At 60.4% G+C, this 18,656-nt stretch carries 19 protein-coding genes; 10 read left to right on the forward strand and 9 right to left on the reverse strand.

From position 1 onward, the window contains the following. Positions 1–43 precede the first annotated feature (43 nt). A complete protein-coding gene (locus AC07NR_RS27615; protein WP_114884378.1) occupies positions 44–1,336 on the reverse strand; it encodes an MFS transporter in 1,293 nt (430 codons plus the stop codon). Positions 1,337–1,411: 75 nt separating this feature from the next. Between AC07NR_RS27615 and AC07NR_RS27620 the strand changes: the two genes are divergently transcribed. Together AC07NR_RS27620 and sthA are read left to right on the forward strand one after the other, a co-directional pair. Next, entirely contained in the window at positions 1,412–2,458 is a 1,047-nt protein-coding gene (locus AC07NR_RS27620; protein ID WP_495079934.1) for an FAD:protein FMN transferase, read from the forward strand. 201 nt (positions 2,459–2,659) lie between these two features. Then, on the forward strand, positions 2,660–4,054 hold the full coding sequence (gene sthA, locus AC07NR_RS27625; protein WP_085584537.1) for a Si-specific NAD(P)(+) transhydrogenase: 1,395 nt from the start codon (positions 2,660–2,662) through the stop codon (positions 4,052–4,054). 42 nt (positions 4,055–4,096) lie between these two features. Here the strand turns inward: sthA and AC07NR_RS27630 are convergent, their stop codons facing one another. Together AC07NR_RS27630 and AC07NR_RS27635 are read right to left on the reverse strand one after the other, a co-directional pair. After that, entirely contained in the window at positions 4,097–4,819 is a 723-nt protein-coding gene (locus AC07NR_RS27630) for a glycerophosphodiester phosphodiesterase (RefSeq protein WP_305836422.1), read from the reverse strand. 13 nt (positions 4,820–4,832) lie between these two features. Then, positions 4,833–5,414 (reverse strand): PilZ domain-containing protein, encoded by a 582-nt coding sequence (locus AC07NR_RS27635; RefSeq protein WP_305836423.1) that lies wholly within the window; start codon positions 5,412–5,414, stop codon positions 4,833–4,835. Between the two features lie 94 nt (positions 5,415–5,508). Between AC07NR_RS27635 and AC07NR_RS27640 the strand changes: the two genes are divergently transcribed. The 3 genes from AC07NR_RS27640 to AC07NR_RS27650 all read left to right on the forward strand — a co-directional run bounded on the left by AC07NR_RS27640 (position 5,509) and on the right by AC07NR_RS27650 (position 8,758). Next, entirely contained in the window at positions 5,509–6,759 is a 1,251-nt protein-coding gene (locus tag AC07NR_RS27640; protein ID WP_085733492.1) for a lipoprotein-releasing ABC transporter permease subunit, read from the forward strand. A 7-nt stretch (positions 6,760–6,766) separates the two neighbouring features. Beyond that, entirely contained in the window at positions 6,767–7,450 is a 684-nt protein-coding gene (gene lolD / locus AC07NR_RS27645; protein WP_167443782.1) for a lipoprotein-releasing ABC transporter ATP-binding protein LolD, read from the forward strand. 63 nt (positions 7,451–7,513) lie between these two features. After that, positions 7,514–8,758 (forward strand): lipoprotein-releasing ABC transporter permease subunit, encoded by a 1,245-nt coding sequence (locus tag AC07NR_RS27650; protein WP_065260718.1) that lies wholly within the window; start codon positions 7,514–7,516, stop codon positions 8,756–8,758. A gap of 30 nt (positions 8,759–8,788) precedes the next feature. On the opposite strand, the gene AC07NR_RS27655 is transcribed toward AC07NR_RS27650, so the two are convergent. Next, a complete protein-coding gene (locus AC07NR_RS27655; RefSeq protein WP_423203951.1) occupies positions 8,789–10,129 on the reverse strand; it encodes a heavy metal sensor histidine kinase in 1,341 nt (446 codons plus the stop codon). Further along, the gene (locus AC07NR_RS27660) at positions 10,129–10,809 is read right to left on the reverse strand and encodes a heavy metal response regulator transcription factor (protein WP_192552090.1); all 681 of its coding nucleotides are present in this window, start codon (positions 10,807–10,809) and stop codon (positions 10,129–10,131) included. Before AC07NR_RS27660 ends, AC07NR_RS27655 begins: the two co-directional genes overlap by 1 nt. A gap of 155 nt (positions 10,810–10,964) precedes the next feature. On the opposite strand from AC07NR_RS27660, the gene copI reads away from it, so the two are divergent. Together copI and queF are read left to right on the forward strand one after the other, a co-directional pair. Continuing rightward, complete coding sequence (copI, locus tag AC07NR_RS27665) at positions 10,965–11,498, forward strand: copper-resistant cuproprotein CopI (protein ID WP_248741251.1); 534 nt, start codon at positions 10,965–10,967, stop codon at positions 11,496–11,498. Between the two features lie 61 nt (positions 11,499–11,559). Further along, the gene (gene queF / locus AC07NR_RS27670; RefSeq protein WP_114884371.1) at positions 11,560–12,390 is read left to right on the forward strand and encodes an NADPH-dependent 7-cyano-7-deazaguanine reductase QueF; all 831 of its coding nucleotides are present in this window, start codon (positions 11,560–11,562) and stop codon (positions 12,388–12,390) included. Positions 12,391–12,453: 63 nt separating this feature from the next. Here queF and AC07NR_RS27675 read toward each other — a convergent pair whose 3' ends face one another. Beyond that, positions 12,454–12,717 carry a DUF4404 family protein gene (locus AC07NR_RS27675; protein WP_495079879.1) on the reverse strand — a complete coding sequence of 88 codons (264 nt, stop codon included), beginning with the start codon at positions 12,715–12,717 and terminating at the stop codon, positions 12,454–12,456. Positions 12,718–12,825: 108 nt separating this feature from the next. Then, the gene (pcrP, locus tag AC07NR_RS27680) at positions 12,826–13,446 is read right to left on the reverse strand and encodes an HAD superfamily inactivated hydrolase PcrP (protein WP_495079880.1); all 621 of its coding nucleotides are present in this window, start codon (positions 13,444–13,446) and stop codon (positions 12,826–12,828) included. A 186-nt stretch (positions 13,447–13,632) separates the two neighbouring features. Here pcrP and AC07NR_RS27685 point away from each other — a divergent pair, with 186 nt between their 5' ends. The 3 genes from AC07NR_RS27685 to rssC all read left to right on the forward strand — a co-directional run bounded on the left by AC07NR_RS27685 (position 13,633) and on the right by rssC (position 16,310). Beyond that, a complete protein-coding gene (locus AC07NR_RS27685) occupies positions 13,633–14,322 on the forward strand; it encodes an MlaA family lipoprotein (RefSeq protein ID WP_085713162.1) in 690 nt (229 codons plus the stop codon). Between the two features lie 324 nt (positions 14,323–14,646). After that, on the forward strand, positions 14,647–15,828 hold the full coding sequence (rssB, locus tag AC07NR_RS27690) for a two-component system response regulator RssB (protein WP_085713163.1): 1,182 nt from the start codon (positions 14,647–14,649) through the stop codon (positions 15,826–15,828). Then, positions 15,828–16,310: an anti-sigma factor antagonist RssC gene (rssC, locus tag AC07NR_RS27695; protein WP_042560140.1), complete on the forward strand. Its 483-nt coding sequence runs from the start codon at positions 15,828–15,830 to the stop codon at positions 16,308–16,310. Before rssB ends, rssC begins: the two co-directional genes overlap by 1 nt. A gap of 72 nt (positions 16,311–16,382) precedes the next feature. On the opposite strand, the gene tal is transcribed toward rssC, so the two are convergent. Together tal and AC07NR_RS27705 are read right to left on the reverse strand one after the other, a co-directional pair. Then, positions 16,383–17,309 carry a transaldolase gene (gene tal / locus AC07NR_RS27700; protein ID WP_114884366.1) on the reverse strand — a complete coding sequence of 309 codons (927 nt, stop codon included), beginning with the start codon at positions 17,307–17,309 and terminating at the stop codon, positions 16,383–16,385. Between the two features lie 192 nt (positions 17,310–17,501). After that, positions 17,502–18,446 carry a glycosyl hydrolase family 5 gene (locus tag AC07NR_RS27705; RefSeq protein ID WP_495079881.1) on the reverse strand — a complete coding sequence of 315 codons (945 nt, stop codon included), beginning with the start codon at positions 18,444–18,446 and terminating at the stop codon, positions 17,502–17,504. Positions 18,447–18,656: the final 210 nt, after the last annotated feature.

Raw genomic sequence — 18,656 nt, forward strand, 5'->3', positions numbered from 1 at the left:
GCCCCGACAGTGTCGGGGCGTTTTTGTTTGTGCGCGATTCGGGTCAGCGGGGCATGGCGGCTTGTGCCGTGCGCAGTTCGTGCTTGTTGCCCCGGAACAGCACCAGCGTTGCAACCAGGCCCAATACGGCTGCGCCACTGAGCCAGATCCCCGGCGCGGCCTTGTTGTCCAGCACATGGATCAGGTAAGTGCAGGCGGCTGGCGTGAAGCCACCGAAAGTCGCTGTGGCCAGACTGTAGGCCAGCGAGAAACCGGTCGTGCGCACTTCCACCGGCATGATTTCGGTCAGTGCCACCACCATCGCGCCGTTGTACGAACCGTACAGGAACGACAGCCACAACTCGACGATCAGCAGATGGCTGAAGCTCGGGTTCGCCACCAGCCATGACAGCGCCGGGTAAGCGGTCAGGATCGCCAGGATCGTCGCCCCCAGCAGCAGCGGTTTGCGTCCGATCTTGTCGGAAAGTGCACCCATTACCGGCAGCCAGAAGAAGTTCGACAGGCCGATGCACACGGTGACCAGCAATGCATCGAAGTCCGACAGGTGCAGTTCCGCCTTGCCGAAGGTCGGGGTGTAGGCAGTGATCAGATAGAACGACACGGTGGTCATCACCACCAGCGCCATGCCGGCGAGGACGATGCCGAAGTTCTGACCGATCGAGCGAACGATTTCCTGCAGGGTCGGGCGATGTTTGCGCGCCTGGAATTCCGGGGTTTCCTCCAGCGAGCGACGAATGACGAAGATCACCGGAACGATCATGCAGCCGATCAGGAACGGCACGCGCCAGCCCCAGTCGCCCATCTGGTCCGGGCTCAACCAGTGGTTGAGGCCGACACCCAGCAGGCCGGCGAACACCACGGCCGCCTGCTGGCTGGCGGACTGCCAGCTGACGAAGAAGCCCTTGCGCCCCGGTGTGGCGATTTCCGCCAGGTACACCGACACGCCGCCCAGTTCCACGCCGGCGGAGAAGCCTTGCAGCAACCGGCCGAACAGCACGATCAGCGGCGCGGCGACACCGAGCGTGGCATAGCCCGGAACGCAGGCGATCAGCACGGTGCCGGCCGCCATCAGTGCGAGGGTAATGATCAGGCCCTGACGACGGCCGTGTCGGTCAATGTAGGCGCCAAGGAAGATTGCCCCCAGCGGGCGCATCAAAAAGCCTGCGCCGAAGGTGGCGAGCGAGAGCATCAGGGATGCGAAAGCGCTATCGGTAGGAAAGAAGGTCTTGGCGATGGCCGTGGCGTAGAAGCCGTAGACCATGAAGTCGAACATCTCGAGAAAGTTGCCGCTGACAACGCGAAAAATCGCTTTGCCTTTGCCCGTGGAGGAGGACATGTTCAGGTACTCACTTTTTTGATTTTGTATGAAAGCAGTGCAGCCGTTTGGGAGCGAGCGGGCTCTGTGGCCATAATGGCCGGCGTGGTTTTGCTCGGAGATGAAGAATTGTTAACTGGACGGATTGTGGTTTTCGTGGGTCTGCTCGGCGTTTTGTCCGGATGCGGCAATGGCGACTCCATGGAGAGCTTCGGCGGCCCGACCATGGGCAGCACATATTCGATCAAGTACGTGCGCCGCGGTGATTTGCCTGCGCCCCAGGATGTCCGTGTCGAAGTGGAGAAGATCCTCGCCGACGTGGATCAGCAAATGTCCACCTATCGCGCCGACTCCGATATTTCGCGTTTCAACGCATTGCCCGCCGATCGCTGTCAGACCATGCCTGCACCGATCCTTGAACTGGTGCGGGTTGGCGAGCAGCTGTCACAACAAAGCGAAGGTTCCTACGACCTGACCGTGGAGCCGCTGCTCAATCTCTGGGGGTTCGGTCCGCAAGGGCGTGAAGAAAAAGTGCCGAGCGCCGATGCGCTGGCCGAGGTGCAGAAGCGGGTGGGTTACCGGCATTTGCGCATCGATGGCGACCAGTTGTGCAAGGACGCGGCGGTCGAGGTCGATTTCAACAGCATCGCTGCCGGTTACGCGGTCGACACCATTGCCGCGCGGCTCGACGCCATGGGCATTCATGATTACCTCGCCGAGGCCTCGGGCGAGCTCAAGGCGTCCGGCAGTAAACTGGATGGCTCGTCCTGGCGCATTGCCCTGGAGGAGCCGCGTGACGATCAGCAAGTAGCTGAGCGCGTCATCAATGTCGATGGTTATGGACTTTCCACGTCCGGCGACTACCGCAACTATTTTCAACAGGACGGAAGGCGTTATTCCCACACCTTCGATGCCCGCACCGGAGCACCCGTCGTACACGACCTGGCGTCAGTCACGGTGATTCATCCTTCAGCGTTGATGGCTGATGGACTATCGACGCTGTTGCTGATTCTCGGCCCGGAAAAGGCCTGGGACTATGCCGAAAAACACGACATTGGTGCATTCTTTGTGATTCGTGCCGATACAGGTTTCGTCACTCGCACCAGTCCGGCGTTCGAACGCCTCAGTGGCGCAAAAAATTGACCCGGAACAATGCGAAAGCTGGCGTTGTAGTGCAGGCAAAAGTAGCCTACGACGCGACCAAGGGTTAATGTGCGCGGCGTTGACGCTTCTATAGACTGTGTCCGGGTTTTCAACTGGCCCCCAATTGTTCCTTCGCGCCGTCGTTCGGCGTGATTTAGCCGCCGGTGCTGCTGGCACCGCGGCCTGTTCTGAGGAGTACGCATGGCTGTCTACAACTACGACGTGGTGGTGCTGGGTTCCGGCCCGGCGGGAGAAGGCGCGGCAATGAACGCCGCCAAAGCAGGGCGCAAGGTGGCGATGGTCGACAGCCGTCGCCAGGTCGGCGGTAACTGCACCCACCTGGGCACCATCCCGTCCAAGGCCCTGCGTCACTCGGTGCGGCAGATCATGCAGTTCAACACCAACCCGATGTTCCGTGCGATCGGGGAGCCGCGCTGGTTCTCCTTCCCGGACGTGTTGAAGAGCGCCGAGAAAGTCATCTCCAAGCAAGTCGCCTCGCGTACCGGCTACTACGCCCGTAACCGCGTCGACGTGTTCTTCGGCACCGGCAGCTTCGCCGACGAGCAGACCATCGAAGTGGTCTGCGCCAATGGCGTGGTCGAGAAACTGGTGGCCAAGCACATCATCATCGCCACCGGTTCGCGTCCTTATCGCCCGGCGGACATCGATTTCCACCACCCGCGTATCTACGATAGCGACACCATCCTCAGTCTCGGCCACACCCCGCGCAAACTGATTGTTTACGGCGCCGGCGTGATCGGTTGCGAATACGCATCGATCTTCAGTGGTCTGGGCGTGCTGGTCGAGCTGGTGGACAACCGCGGTCAGTTGCTGAGCTTCCTCGACTCGGAAATCTCCCAGGCGTTGAGCTACCACTTCAGCAACAACAACATCACCGTGCGCCACAACGAAGACTACGACCGCGTCGAAGGCGTGGACAACGGCGTGATCCTGCACCTGAAGTCCGGCAAGAAGATCAAGGCCGACGCCTTGCTCTGGTGCAACGGCCGTACCGGCAACACTGACCAGTTGGGCCTGGAAAACATCGGGATCAAGGTCAACAGCCGCGGCCAGATCGAGGTCGACGAGAACTACCGCACCTGCGTACAGAACATCTATGGCGCCGGCGACGTGATCGGCTGGCCAAGCCTGGCCAGTGCCGCCCACGACCAGGGTCGTTCGGCAGCCGGCAGCATTGTCGACAATGGCAGCTGGCGTTTTGTGAATGACGTGCCGACCGGCATTTACACCATTCCGGAGATCAGCTCGATCGGCAAGAACGAGCAGGAGCTGACCCAGGCCAAGGTGCCGTACGAAGTGGGCAAGGCGTTTTTCAAGAGCATGGCGCGTGCGCAGATCGCCGGCGAGCCGCAAGGCATGCTGAAAATCCTGTTCCACCGTGAAACCCTGGAAGTACTGGGCGTTCACTGCTTCGGTTATCAGGCGTCGGAGATCGTGCACATCGGTCAGGCGATCATGAACCAGCCGGGCGAGCTCAATACCCTGAAGTACTTCGTCAACACCACGTTCAACTACCCGACCATGGCCGAAGCCTATCGGGTAGCGGCGTACGACGGCCTCAACCGGCTTTTTTGAGCGGCTCCGGCCGGTGGCCTGAGCCGGCCGGGGAGACCGATTTCAGCAATTCTCGAGGGTGGCAGTGGCCAAACCGGGAAAGTCTGTAATCAGGCTGTCAACGCCGAAGTCGGCGAGTCTGCGCATCAGCGCAGGCTCGTTGACGGTCCATACCGACACATGTAGCCCCTGACGCTGCGCCTTCTGCAGGCGTTCCGGCGTACACAGCGTCCAGTTCAAGGCCAGAATCTCACAGCCGTAGCTTGCCGCGACCTTCAGCGGGTCGAGCCAGGCGTATTCGGCCACCAGGCCCCGTGACACGTCCGGCACCAGATCCAGCGCCGCCTTCAACACTTCCCGAGAACTCGAGGTGATCGTCACCTTGTCGAGCAGCCCGTGCCTGACCGCCATTTCACGGATGGCCAGAACGGTGGTGGCGGCGCGGGTGCGCGAAGCGCTTTTTACTTCGAGCTGCCAGTGATCGAAATCACATTTCTCGAACAGCTCTTCCAGGGTCGGAATCGGGCACGGCTTGATCCAGCCGGGGCCGCCCTTGCGGGCGTCGTAGGTCACCAGATCGGCGGCGGTGTGCTCGACCACCTTGCCACGGCGCTCGGTGGTGCGTTTGAGGGTCGGGTCGTGGATGACCATCAGCTCACCGTCCTTGGACAGGTGCAGATCCAGTTCACAGCGGCGTACGCCGTGCTTGAGACATTCCTGAAAACTGGTCAGGGTGTTTTCCGGTGCTTCGCCCTTGGCGCCGCGGTGGCCGTAGATAAGGGTCACGGTTCTTCCTTAATTAAATGCCTGATTCGTTCTGTTCGCGGGCCAGGCGTCGTTCCTGGGCCTGCTTTTGCAAGATATAGCGGGCGAGCAACTGGCGCTGGGCATCGGTCAAGTGTTCGAACTCGGTGCCGATGTCGTAGCCCTCGCCCTTACGGTCGCAATGGGTGACCCGGGCGCGCAGCAGCAGGCCGTGGGCCTGTGGCATCAACACCATTTTTACCGACAGGCGCGAGCCGGCGGCTATCGGTGTCGGGTTCTGGAAGTCGACACCGCCCTCGGAAATGATCACCGGTTGCGGCTCGCCGATCTGTCCCAGTGCGGTCAGGGCAATGACCTGGCTGAGCAGGTCGATGCGTTTGTTCTGGGATTTCAGGAATGCCGCGATGGCACGGTCGCGCTCGTTGATCTGGCGCAACAGGTGCTGCGATTCGAATTCGCTCAGGTGCAGTTCACTGAGCACGTTGAATAACGGGGAAGCATCCTGCAACACTTCCTGGCCTGCGGCTTCGGCAGCGGACAGGGGCCGAATTTCCAGTGCGATCGAATCCTCGATACGGTAGTATTCGCGGCGATCTTCTTCATCTAATGTCGACATGGCGAACCCATGGTAGCGGCGGTGGTCTGAGTGTAAAGCTGGTTATCGACCCCCGCCACAAGGACGTTCCTTTTCCCTCCGAACAAGCCCCGACATGTTCAGACCTCTCTTCGTATTTATCGGCACGCGTTACACCCGTGCAAAGCGTCGCAATCATTTTGTGTCGTTCATTTCCCTGACTTCGATGATCGGGCTCGCCCTTGGCGTGGTCGTGATGATCGTGGTGCTGTCGGTGATGAACGGCTTCGATCATGAGATGCGCACCCGCGTGCTGGGCATGGTGCCCCACGCGACCATCGAATCCGGTGAAGCCATCAGCGACTGGCCGAGCCTGGCCGCCAAGGTCAAGCAGAACCCGCAGGTGGCGGCCGTCGCGCCGTTCACCCAGATGCAGGGCCTGCTGACCAACAACGGCCAGGTGTCCAAGGTGTTGCTCAATGCCATCGATCCGGCGCTGGAACGCAACGTCTCGATCATCGACAACTTCATGAAGCAGGGCAAACTCGACGACTTGACGCCGGGCAGCTTCGGCATCGTGATCGGCGACAAGGCCGCGACCAAGCTCGGCGTGGGCCTCGGTGACAAGATCACCTTCGTCGCGCCGGAGGTCAGCGTGACCCCGGCCGGGATGTTCCCGCGCATGAAACGCTTTACCGTGGTCGGCATCTTTCATGTCGGCGCCGGTGAACTGGACGGTTACCTGGGCGTGACCAACCTGCAGGATCTGGCGAAGATGCACCGCTGGAAGCCTGATCAGGTGCAGGGCCTGCGCCTGAAGTTCGACGATCTGTTCCAGGCGCCGCGTGAAGCGTGGAACATCGCCCAGCGGCTCGGCGAAGACCATTACTACGCCCGCGACTGGACTCGTACCCACGGCAACCTGTATCAGGCGATCCGTATGGAAAAAGCCATGATCGGCCTGCTGTTGCTGCTGATCGTCGCGGTTGCCGCGTTCAACATCATTTCCACGCTGGTGATGGTGGTTAATGACAAGAAGGGCGACATCGCCATCCTGCGCACGCTGGGCGCCACACCGGGCACGATCATGCGCACGTTCATGGTGCAGGGCACGGTGATCGGCGTGGTCGGTACGGCCATCGGCGCCGTGGTCGGCATCCTGGCGGCGCTCAATGTCAGCGCGGCGATTTCGGCACTCGAAGGCTTGATCGGGCACAAGTTCCTCAACGCCGACGTGTATTTCATCGATTACCTGCCATCGCAGGTGCAGAGCCAGGATGTGATCATGGTCTGCGCCGCTGCGTTGGTCCTGAGTTTCCTCGCCACCCTGTATCCAGCCTGGCGTGCCGCGCGCACCCAGCCGGCGGAGGCGCTACGTTATGAGTGAGTCGGGCATGAGTGAAAAAGCAATCCTGAGCTGCCGCAACCTGGGCAAGTCCTACGAGGAAGGCCCGGAGTCGGTGGAAGTGCTGGCCAACCTGCAACTGGAGTTGCACCCGGGCGAACGCGTGGCGATCGTCGGCAAGTCCGGTTCGGGCAAAAGTACCTTGCTCAACCTGCTGGGCGGCCTCGATACGCCGACCAAGGGCAGCGTCTGGCTCGACGGTGAAGAGCTGTCGGCGCTGAGCGAGAAGAAGCGCGGCCTGCTGCGTAACCGTGCCCTTGGCTTCGTGTACCAGTTCCACCACCTGCTGCCAGAATTCACCGCGCTGGAAAACGTCTGCATGCCGCTGCTGATCGGCAAGACCGCAATCCCCGAGGCGCGTCAGCGGGCCACGGCGTTGCTGGAGCGAGTGGGTCTGGGCCATCGTCTGGAACACAAACCGGCCGAGCTGTCCGGTGGCGAACGCCAGCGCGTGGCCATTGCCCGTGCACTGGTGAACAACCCGGGCCTGGTGATGCTCGACGAGCCGACCGGCAACCTTGACTCCCACACCGCCGAAGGCATCCAGGACCTGATGCTGGAACTCAGCACCTCGATGCGCACGGCGTTCCTGGTAGTGACTCACGACATGAACCTGGCTCGCCAGATGGACCGCGTCCTGCAGTTGCAGGAAGGTTGCCTGACCCCCATCTGACGGCTTGAAACCCGATGCCTGAAAAAGCGTCGGGTCTTTTATTTTTATACGGTGCCCCAGCGAATGTTCAGACCGTTATCGATCTTTATCGGCACGCGCTATACCCGCGCCAAGCGCCGCAATCGCTTTGTTTCATTCATCTCGATGACCTCGATGATCGGTCTCGCCCTCGGCGTGCTGGCGATGATCGTGGTGCTGTCGGTGATGAACGGCTTCCAGCGCGAGATGAGCTCGCGCATTCTCGGCATGGTGCCTCACGCGACCATCGTCGGCGTCAAACCGATCGATGACTGGCAGCCGGTGGCCGCCGCCGCGCTGAAGAATCCGGAGGTGACCGCCGCCGTGCCGTTCACCGAGATGGAAGGCATGCTGTCCTACAAGGGCATGATGCAGCCGATCCAGATCAGTGGCGTCGACCCGGCCCAGGAAGGCAAGGTGTCGATCGTTGCCCAGCACATTGTTCAGGGCCGTCTCGATGCCTTGAAGCCGGGCGAGTTCGGCGTGGTGCTGGGTGAAATCACGGCCCGGCGCTTCCGCTTGAACGTCGGCGACAAGATCACCCTGATCGTGCCGGAAGTCAGCACTGCACCCGGTGGCATCACCCCGCGCATGCAGCGTCTGAATGTGGTCGGCATCTTCAAAGTCGGCGCCGAACTTGATGGTTCCATGGGCCTGATCCACGTCTCCGACGCGGCAACCATGCAGCACTGGGAGCCGAATCAGGTGCAGAGCGTGCGTCTGGCGGTGAAAGATCTGTACGCCGCACCGAAGGTTTCGTCGGACATCGCCACCGGTCTCGGCACTGATTTCAAGGCTGACGACTGGACCCACACCCAGGGCAGCCTGTTCAGCGCGATGAAAATGGAAAAGACCATGATCGGTCTGTTGCTGCTGATGATCGTCGCGGTGGCGGCGTTCAACATCATCGCGACCCTGATCATGGTGGTGAACGACAAGGGTGCGGACATCGCGATCCTGCGCACCATCGGCGCCACGCCACGGCAGATCATGGCGATCTTCATGGTGCAGGGCACGGTGATCGGCATCGTCGGCACCATCATCGGTGGCGTGCTGGGCGTGATTGCTGCGCTGAACGTCAGTGAGATGGTGGGCTGGGTCGAACGAGTGACCGGGCAACACATCTTCAGTTCCGACGTGTATTTCGTCAGCAACCTGCCCTCGGAACTGCAGGGCGGCGACGTGCTATTGATCTGCTCGGCGGGCTTCATCCTCAGCTTCCTGGCCACGGTTTACCCGGCCTGGCGAGCGGCGAAGATCGAGCCGGCGCACGCGTTGCGTTACTCGTAAGTTCACCCATTGAGGCCGGCATTGCCGGCCTCAATCGTTTTGCGGCAACTCAATCACAAACCGCGTCCAGCCCTGAGCCGATTCGCAATGAATCCGCCCGCCATGGGCCCTGATGATCGACTGAGTGATCGCCAGCCCCAATCCGGCATGTTCGCTGCTGCCTTCCTGGCGTGCCGGATCAGCCCGGTAAAAGCGGTCGAACAAACGCGGCAACAGCTCCGAAGAAATCCCTTCGCCACTGTTCTCGACGGTCACTCTCAAGGATTTCGCCTGCTCGGCTATCTGCACACGCACATCGCCTGCGGCCGGGGTAAAGCGCAGCGCGTTATCCAGCAGATTCGACAGCGCCCGGCGCAGCATCGCGCGGTCACCTTCGAACCGACCCTCACCATCACGGCTCAGGCTGACCTGAGCGTCTTCGGCCAGCGGTGCAAAAAACTCCAGCAACGCATCGGCTTCTTCCGCCAGTTCCAGCGGTTCGCGCTTGGGCACCAGCAATCCATGGTCAGCCTTGGCCAGATAAAGCATGTCGTTGACCAGTTGCGCCATCCATTGCAGCTCTTCGAGGTTGCTGTGCAGGGCCTCGCGATAGTCTTCGAGTGGGCGAGGGCGGGTGAGGGTGACCTGTGTGTGGGTCAGCAGGTTCGACAACGGGGTACGCAATTCATGGGCGATATCGGCGGAGAACGCCGAGAGTCGCTGAAACGAGTCATCGAGACGTCCGAGCATGGCGTTGAAACTGTGGGCCAGTTCCGTGAGTTCCGCAGGCATCTGCGCTTCCGGCAGTCGGGCATTCAGCGATTGGGCGGAAATCCCGCGTGCCACGGCGCTCATGCGGCGCAACGGACGCAAGCCGCTGCGTGCCGCCCAGGCACCGAGTAGAGCCGTAGCCAGCGCCGAAAGACCGACGGTCAGCCAGATCAGATGCTGCATGCGTTGCAGGAAGTGCTGGTGATGGGTGATGTCCAGCAGCAAGGTCAATTGCTGTGAGTCGGGTTGTTCCGGGGAGAGCGGGGCGTTGAGCAGGCGATAGTCCGTGCCGTTGTCGTTGATGGTGGCCAGGCCGGGCTGCTGCGGCAGGTTCGCCGGCATTTGCAGGGAACGGCCGAACCAGCGCTGCCCCTCAGAGCCGCTTATGCGTAACGAGACATCGCCCTGTTGGCTCAACTCATCGGTGATATGTGCGGCGTCGCTGCCACTCAGCAACGTCTGACGCACATTGATCAGCTTGCTTTCGAGCAATTGCTGATCGAGTTCAATAAAGTGCGCCTCACTGGCCCGATTGAAAACCACGCCCGCCACCAGCGAAACCGTCGCGGTGCACGCGGCGAACAGCAACGCCAGCCGACTGCCGAGTGACAGGCGGCGCATCAGGCAGGACGCTCTTCAAGCACGTAACCCATGCCACGCACGGTGTGGATCAGTTTGTCGGGAAACTCGTCGTCGATCTTCAGGCGCAGGCGGCGGATCGCCACTTCGATCACATTGGTGTCGCTGTCGAAATTCATGTCCCAGACCTGCGAGGCGATCAGGGATTTGGGCAGTACTTCGCCCTGGCGGCGCAGGAGCATTTCCAGCAGGGCAAACTCCTTTGCCGTGAGGTCGATGCGCTGGCCGCTGCGTTCGACGCGGCGGCGGATAAGGTCCAGGCGCAGATCGGCCAGTTGCAGGCAGGTTTCCTGCGGTGCGGTGCTGCCTCGTCTTAGTAGGCTGCGCACCCGGGCGAGCAGTTCGGAGAAGGCGAAGGGTTTGACCAAATAGTCGTCGGCTCCCAGCTCGAGGCCATGAACCCGGTCTTCCACGGTGTCCTTGGCGGTCAGAAACAGGATCGGCGTTTCCAGCCCGGCACTGCGTACCGCTTGCAGAATCTGCCAGCCATTGCGCCCGGGCAGCATCACGTCGAGGATCAGCAGGGCGTAGTCACCGCTCAACGCCAGTTGTTGCCCGGTGTTGCCGTCCGCCACCAGCTCGGTGTTGAAACCGGCCTCGGTCAGGCCCTGGCGCAGGTAGTGGCCGGTTTTCGGTTGGTCTTCGACGATCAGCAGTTTCATGGGCAACTCGGGGTTGTAGGATCGAAAGCTTTATACCGTGGGACATTGTCACAAGCGCCAACCTGACAAAGTTGTAATCTGGCTGTCAGGTAGCTGCCAGCGCGGGCGGGCTAGAGTTTCCCACAGGCTGAACCTTTTCTTGTTGGAGTATGACTATGTTTTTGCGCAACCCTCTGGCCGTCGCCGCCTGTTTGCTGGCGTTGAGCTCATCCGTTTGGGCCGACCCTGCGCACACGTACGACTTCGGCCAGCCGGCCCCGGCCGCCAAGGCCAGTCGCAGCATTGAAGTGGTGATGGGCGACATGTCGTTCGATCCGAAGGCCATCGACATCAAGGCTGGTGAGACCATTCGTTTTGTTTTGGTGAATAAAGGCCAGTTGCTGCACGAATTCAACCTCGGCGATGCAGTGATGCATGCCAAACACCAGCAGGAAATGTTGCAGATGCAGCAAAGCGGCATGCTGACGCCGACCGGCATGAAGGAAATGTCTCACGATATGGCGGGTATGGATCATGCGTCGATGGGGCACGTCATGAAGCACGACGACCCTAACAGCGTACTGGTCGAGCCCGGCAAGACCGCCGAGTTGACCTGGACTTTCAGCAAGGCGACCAGTCTGGAGTTCGCCTGCAACATTCCCGGGCATTACCAGGCCGGAATGGTCGGCAAACTGACTGTCAGTCAGTAAGCACTCAAAGGCGGGAGCAAAGGCTGATAGAATCCGCTGATTCTTCAGTCAGGTTTCCGCCATGCATCCCGCAGCCGAACATTCGCCGCTGGGCAAGTCCAGCGAATACATCGCCACTTACACACCGTCCCTGCTGTTCCCGATTCCGCGCACCGCGAAGTGGGCCGAGCTGGGCCTGACCGCCGAAACCCTGCCGTATAAAGGCGTGGATTTCTGGAACTGCTTCGAACTGTCGTGGCTGCTGCCGTCGGGCAAACCGGTGGTGGCGATCGGCGAATTCAGCATTCCGGCGGACTCGCCGAACATTATCGAGTCCAAGTCGTTCAAGCTGTACCTGAACTCGTTGAACCAGACCCCGTTCGCCGATACAGCGAGCCTGGAAGCGACCCTGGTCAAGGACCTGTCCGCCGCTGCCGGCAAGCCGGTGGGCGTACGGGTACGCAGCCTGAAAGAGGTTGAAGCCGAAGGCGTGGTCGCGCTGCCGGGCGTGTGCATCGACGATCTGGATATCAGCGTCAGCAACTACGAACATCCGCGTCCCGAGCTGCTGCGCTGCGATGATTCGCGAGTGGTGGAGGAGAGCGTGCACAGCCATCTGCTCAAATCCAACTGCCCGGTGACCAGCCAGCCGGACTGGGGCAGCGTGGTGGTGGAATACCGTGGCGCGGCGCTGGATCACGCCAGTCTGCTGGAATACATCGTCAGTTTCCGCCAGCATTCGGACTTCCACGAGCAATGCGTGGAGCGGATTTTCCTCGACCTGCAGCGTTTGCTGAAACCGGAAAAACTCACGGTGTTTGCACGCTATGTGCGCCGCGGCGGGCTGGACATCAACCCGTACCGCAGCACTGAAAGCGTGCAGTTGCCGAACCATCGTCTGGTTCGTCAGTAACCCGCCTCGCGGACATGAAAAAGCCCTGCCATCACTGGCAGGGCTTTTTTGCATTTGCGGGTTTCAGATTCCCATGCTGACCAGGGAATTCACGATGTTGCGCAACGTGCCGGCGATGGTGGGGTGTTCGAGTTCGAAACGTTCGACGGCCAGGTTCACGCCGTCGGCGAGATTGGAATCCTGGGTTTTGGTTTCCAGTTCAAGTTCCAGTTCGATCTGTTGCATCAGTGCGTGCAGGTCTGCGCGCTCGGCTTGCGACAGCGGCGGATTCTGATCCAGTTGCTCGCGCAGGGTATTGAGCTGTTCTTGCAGTTCGCGGGCGGGCATGGTGTTTTCCTTTTATCGAGAGGCACTGGCATAGACCGCAGCCGTGCGCCAAAGGTCTATGGCTCTCCTTAAGACTAATCCACTCTGCTGCAACCTGCATGATCCGGATCAGGGCTTTTCGCCTTTGAGCCGGCGCAGGCTGATGTCGGCCAGGCAGGTGTCGAGATCGCCCAGGTTATCGATCACCGAGTGCACGCCCAGGCCGAACAGTTGCACGGTGGCCTTGCCGCGCAGTTGTTCGCGTTCTTTCTGGCTGAGGGCTTGCCATTCGCTCGGGGCCAGGCCGCAGAGTGAGCCGCAGGACGCCAGGCCAATGGTCCACAGCCCGGCATTCAGGCCGGATTGCAGCAGGCGCGGTTCGCCACTGACCAGCACGCAGCCGTCCAGGCGATCGACATTCAACGTCATCAGGGCTTGCCAGCAGGCATTCGGTGCCGGCCAGGGATTGTGTGTTGCCGAATGTTGCGAAGGTTTGATCCAGCCCGGCAATCCGGATGCAAGCACCTGGGTGAGGGCAGGCGGCAAATCATCGAGCCAGGCGCAGGGGATCAGTTGGCGCTGCAGGCTGTGCAGGCTGTCGAGCGCGCCCGGTGTGGCGTCGGCGTGCTCCGTGCCGGGGCTGGCGTGATGACGGGCGCGGGCGCCGAAGTCCACCAGGCAGCCGCTGAGCCCGAACAGCACGGCTGTCAGGTTGGGTGCTGAAAGGGGCAAGGCTTCGGCTTGAGGCATGGAAAACGTCCCTGAAATAGAAGTCAGGCTAAGCATGGCCGGTGACAGTTGGATGACAAGTGCGTGACGATGCGTCCTACAGAGGTGTTCACGCCGGAAATGCCTAAAACCTTGTTTCCGTCTTATACTGCACCTCTTATAACCGTGGCCCGCTTGCCGCGTATGTACAATCCAAGGAGTTTTTCTATGCGCTGGAGCAACCCTCTCGCTCAGCTTTGTGTATGCGCCAGCGTGATGCTGGTTCCGTTCGTTGCCCAGGCGGCAACGGAAGAAGACCCTTGGGAAAGCGTCAACCGTCCGATCTTCCAGTTCAACGACTTTGTCGACACCTACGCGCTGAAGCCTCTGGCGCAGGGCTACGAATATGTAACGCCGCAATTCCTGGAAGACGGCATCCACAACATGTTCCGCAACGTGGGTGACATCACCAACCTGGCGAACAATATCCTGCAGGCCAAACCGGCCGCTGCCGGTGTCGACACCGCGCGTCTGATCTTCAACACCACCTTCGGCCTGCTGGGCTTCTTCGATGTGGGCACCAAGATGGGCCTGCAGCGCAGCGACGAAGACTTCGGCCAGACCCTCGGCTACTGGGGCGTCAGCAGCGGTCCGTACGTGATGCTGCCGTTGCTCGGCCCGAGCACCCTGCGTGATGCACCGTCCAAGTACGTGGATACCTACACCGCACCGTACCGCTACATGAACGACATCCCGGCGCGTAACACCATCTACGGCCTGAACATCGTCGACACCCGCGCCAGCCTGCTGTCCAGCGAGAAGCTGATCAGCGGCGACAAGTACACCTTCATCCGCAATGCCTACCTGCAGAACCGCGAGTTCAAGGTCAAGGACGGTCACGTCGAAGACGATTTCTGATTTCGGCTTGTGAACCCCGAAAAGGCGACCGAAAGGTCGCCTTTTTTTGTCCGCGCGTCCTTCCATTGAGTTACGGTTTCGAACGTTCTTATAACTCTCTGTGATTTGACAAACAAAGTCGTCAAGTGACGATCCGCGCATGCTTGAAACGCTCGAAGGATGGGAGTACCGTCTGCGCCTTAGAAGGGCACCTCTGGTGCATCCGTGTGCGGGGCAAACGCTCCGAAGCGGTGCAGCAGAGAGGCTAGAAAGCGAATCCAGTAGTCTGCGCCGGGCCTTTGCCCCGCCTGCTACGCCAACCTAATTCTGGCGCCGTTTGCCCACATGCCAAAAACCAGTGCCACGCTGCTGATAATCGATGATGACGAAGTAGTGCGCGCGAGCCTCGCGGCCTATTTGGAAGACAGTGGTTTCAGCGTCTTGCAGGCCAGTAACGGCCAGCAGGGTCTCCAGGTATTCGAGCAAGACAAGCCCGACTTGGTCATCTGCGATCTGCGCATGCCGCAGATGGGCGGTCTCGAACTCATTCGTCAGGTCACCGAGCGGTCACCACAGACGCCTGTGATCGTGGTTTCCGGTGCCGGCGTGATGAACGACGCGGTCGAGGCCCTGCGCCTGGGCGCGGCGGATTACCTGATCAAGCCTCTCGAAGATCTGGCCGTGCTCGAGCACTCCGTGCGCCGGGCCCTGGATCGTGCGCGTCTGCTGCTGGAAAACCAGCGCTACCGCGAGAAGCTGGAAAAGGCCAACCGTGAGCTCGAAGCCAGCCTGAACCTGCTCCAGGAAGACCAGAACGCCGGTCGCCAGGTGCAGATGAACATGCTGCCGGAAAGCCCCTGGACCATCGACGCGTTCAAGTTCGCCCACCAGATCATCCCGTCGTTGTACCTGTCGGGTGATTTTGTCGACTATTTCCGGGTGGACGAGCGTCGGGTAGCGTTCTATCTGGCGGACGTGTCGGGCCATGGCGCCTCTTCGGCCTTCGTCACGGTGCTGCTGAAGTTCATGACCACGCGCCTGTTGTTCGAGTCCAAGCGCAACGGCACCTTGCCGGAATTCAAGCCTTCGGAAGTCCTTGGTCATATCAACCGGGGGCTGATCAGTTGTAAGCTGGGTAAACACGTCACAATGGTCGGTGGAGTCATCGACGAGGAGACCGGTTTGTTGACCTATAGCATCGGCGGCCATCTGCCGTTGCCTGTGTTGTACACGCCTGACAGTGTTCGCTACCTCGAGGGGCGCGGTCTGCCCGTGGGGCTTTTCAACGAAGCCACCTACGAAGACCACGTGCTCGAGCTGCCACCGACGTTCAGCCTGACGCTGATGTCTGATGGCATTCTGGATCTTTTGCCAGAACCCACACTCAAAGAGAAAGAAGCTGCCTTGCCCCAACGGGTCAAGTCGGCGGGCGGCAGCCTGGATGGCCTGCGGCAGGTTTTTGGATTGGCCACGCTAGGGGAGATGCCGGATGATATCGCCTTGTTGGTGTTGAGCAGGAATCTTTAATGAGTACCGGTAGAATCCAGTTCGCCGAGCAGGATGGCACCTTCGTCCTGAAGTTCGTCGGTGAAGTTCGCCTGACCCTGTGTTCGGCGTTGGATGCGACTATTGAAAAGATCTTCACCGCGCTGAATTTCAACGCGATCGTGATCGATCTGACCGAAACCCGCAGCATCGACAGTACCACGCTGGGCCTGCTGGCCAAGCTGTCGATCCTGTCGCGGCAAAAGGTCGGCCTGCTGCCGACCGTGGTCACCACCCACGACGACATCACCCGTCTGTTGCAATCGATGGGTTTCGAGCAGGTGTTCAATATCGTCAACCATCCCGTGCCTTGCCCGGAATGCCTCGATGACCTGCCGGATCAGGATCAGTCGGAGGAAGTCGTGCGGATCAAGGTGCTGGAAGCGCACAAGATCCTCATGGGCCTGAACGATTCCAACCGCGAAGCCTTCCATGATCTGGTGAATGCCCTCGAAAGGCATTGATTCCCCAGCCATCAGGCACAAAAAAGGGCGAACCTGTAAGGGTTCGCCCTTTTTGCGTTTGCCGTCAGCCCGTTACAGCTTGGCTTGCAGCAGCGCCTCGAGTTTTTCCTGGTCGCGGGCAAACTGACGGATGCCTTCGGCCAGTTTCTCGGTGGCCATCGCGTCTTCGTTGGACAACCAGCGGAACTGCGATTCGTTGAGGCTCAGGCGTGCTTCGCCGGCGTGACCCGGAGCCAGCTTGCGCTCCAGTTTGCCGGTGTCTGCCGCCAGCTTGTCGATCAGGTCCGGGCTGATGGTCAGGCGGTCGCAGCCGGCCAGTTGCTCGATCTGATTGAGGTTGCGGAAGCTCGCGCCCATGACCACGGTCTTGTAGTCATTGGCTTTGTAGTAGTTGTAGATACGCGTCACCGACTGCACGCCCGGATCATCTGCGCCGGTGTAGTCGTTGCCGTTGGCCTTCTTGTACCAGTCGTAGATGCGGCCCACGAACGGTGAAATCAGGAACACACCGGCATCGGCGCAGGCGGCGGCCTGGGCGAAGGAGAACAGCAGGGTCAGGTTGGTCTGGATGCCTTCCTTCTCCAGCACTTCGGCGGCACGGATGCCTTCCCAGGTGGAAGCGATCTTGATCAGTACGCGGTCGCGGCCGACGCCGGCCTTGTCGTACAGCTCGATCAGACGGTGCGCACGCTTGAGCATCGCGTCCTTGTCGAACGACAGGCGGGCATCCACTTCGGTGGAAATGCGGCCCGGGATCACTTTGAGGATTTCCTGACCCACCGCGACGCCGAAACGGTCGCTGGCCAGGCCGACATCGCCCTTGCAATCGCGAACAGCGGCGTTCAGCAGCTCGGCATAGGCAGGAATGGCCGCCGCCTTGAGCAGCAGGGAAGGGTTGGTGGTGGCGTCGACCGGCTTGACCCGGGCAATCGCTTCGAAGTCGCCGGTGTCGGCAACCACGGTGGTGAACTGTTTGAGTTGTTCCAGCTTGGAAGTCATGAGCGTGCTCTGTCCTATGGGTCTGACGACATTACCCGAGCGCTGACAGCCACTCAAGGGCATGTGGATGTATCGATAGCCCCGCAGGCAACAACCTGAAAACGGCTGTTTGAAAGGGCGGGGCGCGGTATCGATAGATACGATGCCAAATCGCGGCACAGGTTCAAAGCAACTGACTGATGAATGTGGACGCTACTCGGACTCCAGTTGCGTCCTCGCGGCCGCTTCCGCCGGTTTTGGTTGCCCGCCTGCGGTCTGCAAACCGAAATTCTTTTCCCGGTCATCGCTGCCCGCATCATTGTTTTTCCACTCGTAGATCGACGTCAGTGGAATCTGCAGCCGTTTCACATCGGCAATGAACGCCGCGACTTTGGTGGCCTGCCCGTCGGGACCGCCGTTGGAGGCCAGTGCCGAAATTCCCCATTCACTGATGACGCCCGGCAGGTGGAAATTCTGCTGGATGAACGCCTGCGCATTGCCGATCTGCGTCGCCGTCATGCCATAGGGATGGTAGGAAATGGCGCTCAGGCATTTCGGATACGCACCGAGAATGCTGTTCAGCGCCACGGTCGAGGCCGAACCGGCACTCGGTGGCCGGGCGAAGCCGAAACCGATCACGGGAGTGCTGGTGGGATTGTCTTGCAGCGCCTTGCACATGGCGCTCATGAACGGCGCAAACGTGGTGCTGAAATTGCCAGTGGGCCAGTACGTGTTCAGATCCGGTTCATTCCAGATTTCAATCGCGACCAGCTGAGAACCGTACGTCTGCTCCAGGCTGTTCACTGCACTGGCAAAAGCCGCGCCCGCCGTGGCCGGGTCTGTCGACAGCGGTTTGATGGCGCGCACCGTCATCAGCACCGGTAACCCGGCGGATCCGGCGGCGGCAAACGCATCGCCGAGCTGTTTCTGATAGGTCTTGTCGCCCAGGCTGTCGCTCCACGCACCCAGGCGCACGAAACTGAAGCCCGCAGCCTTGATCTGCGCGGCATCAGAAGCCGAAAAACTCTGGACCTTGACCTGGATGCCGACCGTTCGGTGGGGCAGTGCGGGGAACAACTCGCTGGCATCAACCTGAGCCGTTGTGCCGAACAACAAAAGGGAAAGGGCGCCGAGACGTTTGAGATGTGCTGCTTTCATGTCTGCTCTCCTGATGAGAAATGACATCTAGCCAATGTTTATCTCGTTACTTTCATGCGATGCCGAAAAGGCCGAAAAGTGCGCAAATGTTATTTTTTGTCGGAAATCTCCGAGTGTAAAAAACGCCGAAAATCACAGTTATTTTTAGTCCGGTAATTCTGGTTGGGTGACTTTTGGACCCCGTGGTACTTAATGCACCGGTACTAACAG

The organism is Pseudomonas sp. GW821-FHT09C09, from assembly GCF_059418105.1.

Bases quoted from the DNA above. Each gene is read 5' to 3' on its own strand.
- AC07NR_RS27705 (WP_495079881.1), bottom strand. From the start codon at position 18,446: ATGAAAGCAGCACATCTCAAACGTCTCGGCGCCCTTTCCCTTTTGTTG.
- queF (WP_114884371.1), top strand. From the start codon at position 11,560: ATGCATCCCGCAGCCGAACATTCGCCGCTGGGCAAGTCCAGCGAATAC.
- AC07NR_RS27655 (WP_423203951.1), bottom strand. From the start codon at position 10,129: ATGCGCCGCCTGTCACTCGGCAGTCGGCTGGCGTTGCTGTTCGCCGCG.
- AC07NR_RS27640 (WP_085733492.1), top strand. From the start codon at position 5,509: ATGTTCAGACCTCTCTTCGTATTTATCGGCACGCGTTACACCCGTGCA.
- AC07NR_RS27620 (WP_495079934.1), top strand. From the start codon at position 1,412: ATGGCCGGCGTGGTTTTGCTCGGAGATGAAGAATTGTTAACTGGACGG.
- AC07NR_RS27685 (WP_085713162.1), top strand. From the start codon at position 13,633: ATGCGCTGGAGCAACCCTCTCGCTCAGCTTTGTGTATGCGCCAGCGTG.
- AC07NR_RS27635 (WP_305836423.1), bottom strand. From the start codon at position 5,414: ATGTCGACATTAGATGAAGAAGATCGCCGCGAATACTACCGTATCGAG.
- AC07NR_RS27615 (WP_114884378.1), bottom strand. From the start codon at position 1,336: ATGTCCTCCTCCACGGGCAAAGGCAAAGCGATTTTTCGCGTTGTCAGC.
- tal (WP_114884366.1), bottom strand. From the start codon at position 17,309: ATGACTTCCAAGCTGGAACAACTCAAACAGTTCACCACCGTGGTTGCC.
- sthA (WP_085584537.1), top strand. From the start codon at position 2,660: ATGGCTGTCTACAACTACGACGTGGTGGTGCTGGGTTCCGGCCCGGCG.
- rssC (WP_042560140.1), top strand. From the start codon at position 15,828: ATGAGTACCGGTAGAATCCAGTTCGCCGAGCAGGATGGCACCTTCGTC.
- copI (WP_248741251.1), top strand. From the start codon at position 10,965: ATGTTTTTGCGCAACCCTCTGGCCGTCGCCGCCTGTTTGCTGGCGTTG.
- AC07NR_RS27650 (WP_065260718.1), top strand. From the start codon at position 7,514: ATGTTCAGACCGTTATCGATCTTTATCGGCACGCGCTATACCCGCGCC.
- lolD (WP_167443782.1), top strand. From the start codon at position 6,767: ATGAGTGAAAAAGCAATCCTGAGCTGCCGCAACCTGGGCAAGTCCTAC.
- AC07NR_RS27675 (WP_495079879.1), bottom strand. From the start codon at position 12,717: ATGCCCGCCCGCGAACTGCAAGAACAGCTCAATACCCTGCGCGAGCAA.
- rssB (WP_085713163.1), top strand. From the start codon at position 14,647: ATGCCAAAAACCAGTGCCACGCTGCTGATAATCGATGATGACGAAGTA.
- pcrP (WP_495079880.1), bottom strand. From the start codon at position 13,446: ATGCCTCAAGCCGAAGCCTTGCCCCTTTCAGCACCCAACCTGACAGCC.
- AC07NR_RS27660 (WP_192552090.1), bottom strand. From the start codon at position 10,809: ATGAAACTGCTGATCGTCGAAGACCAACCGAAAACCGGCCACTACCTG.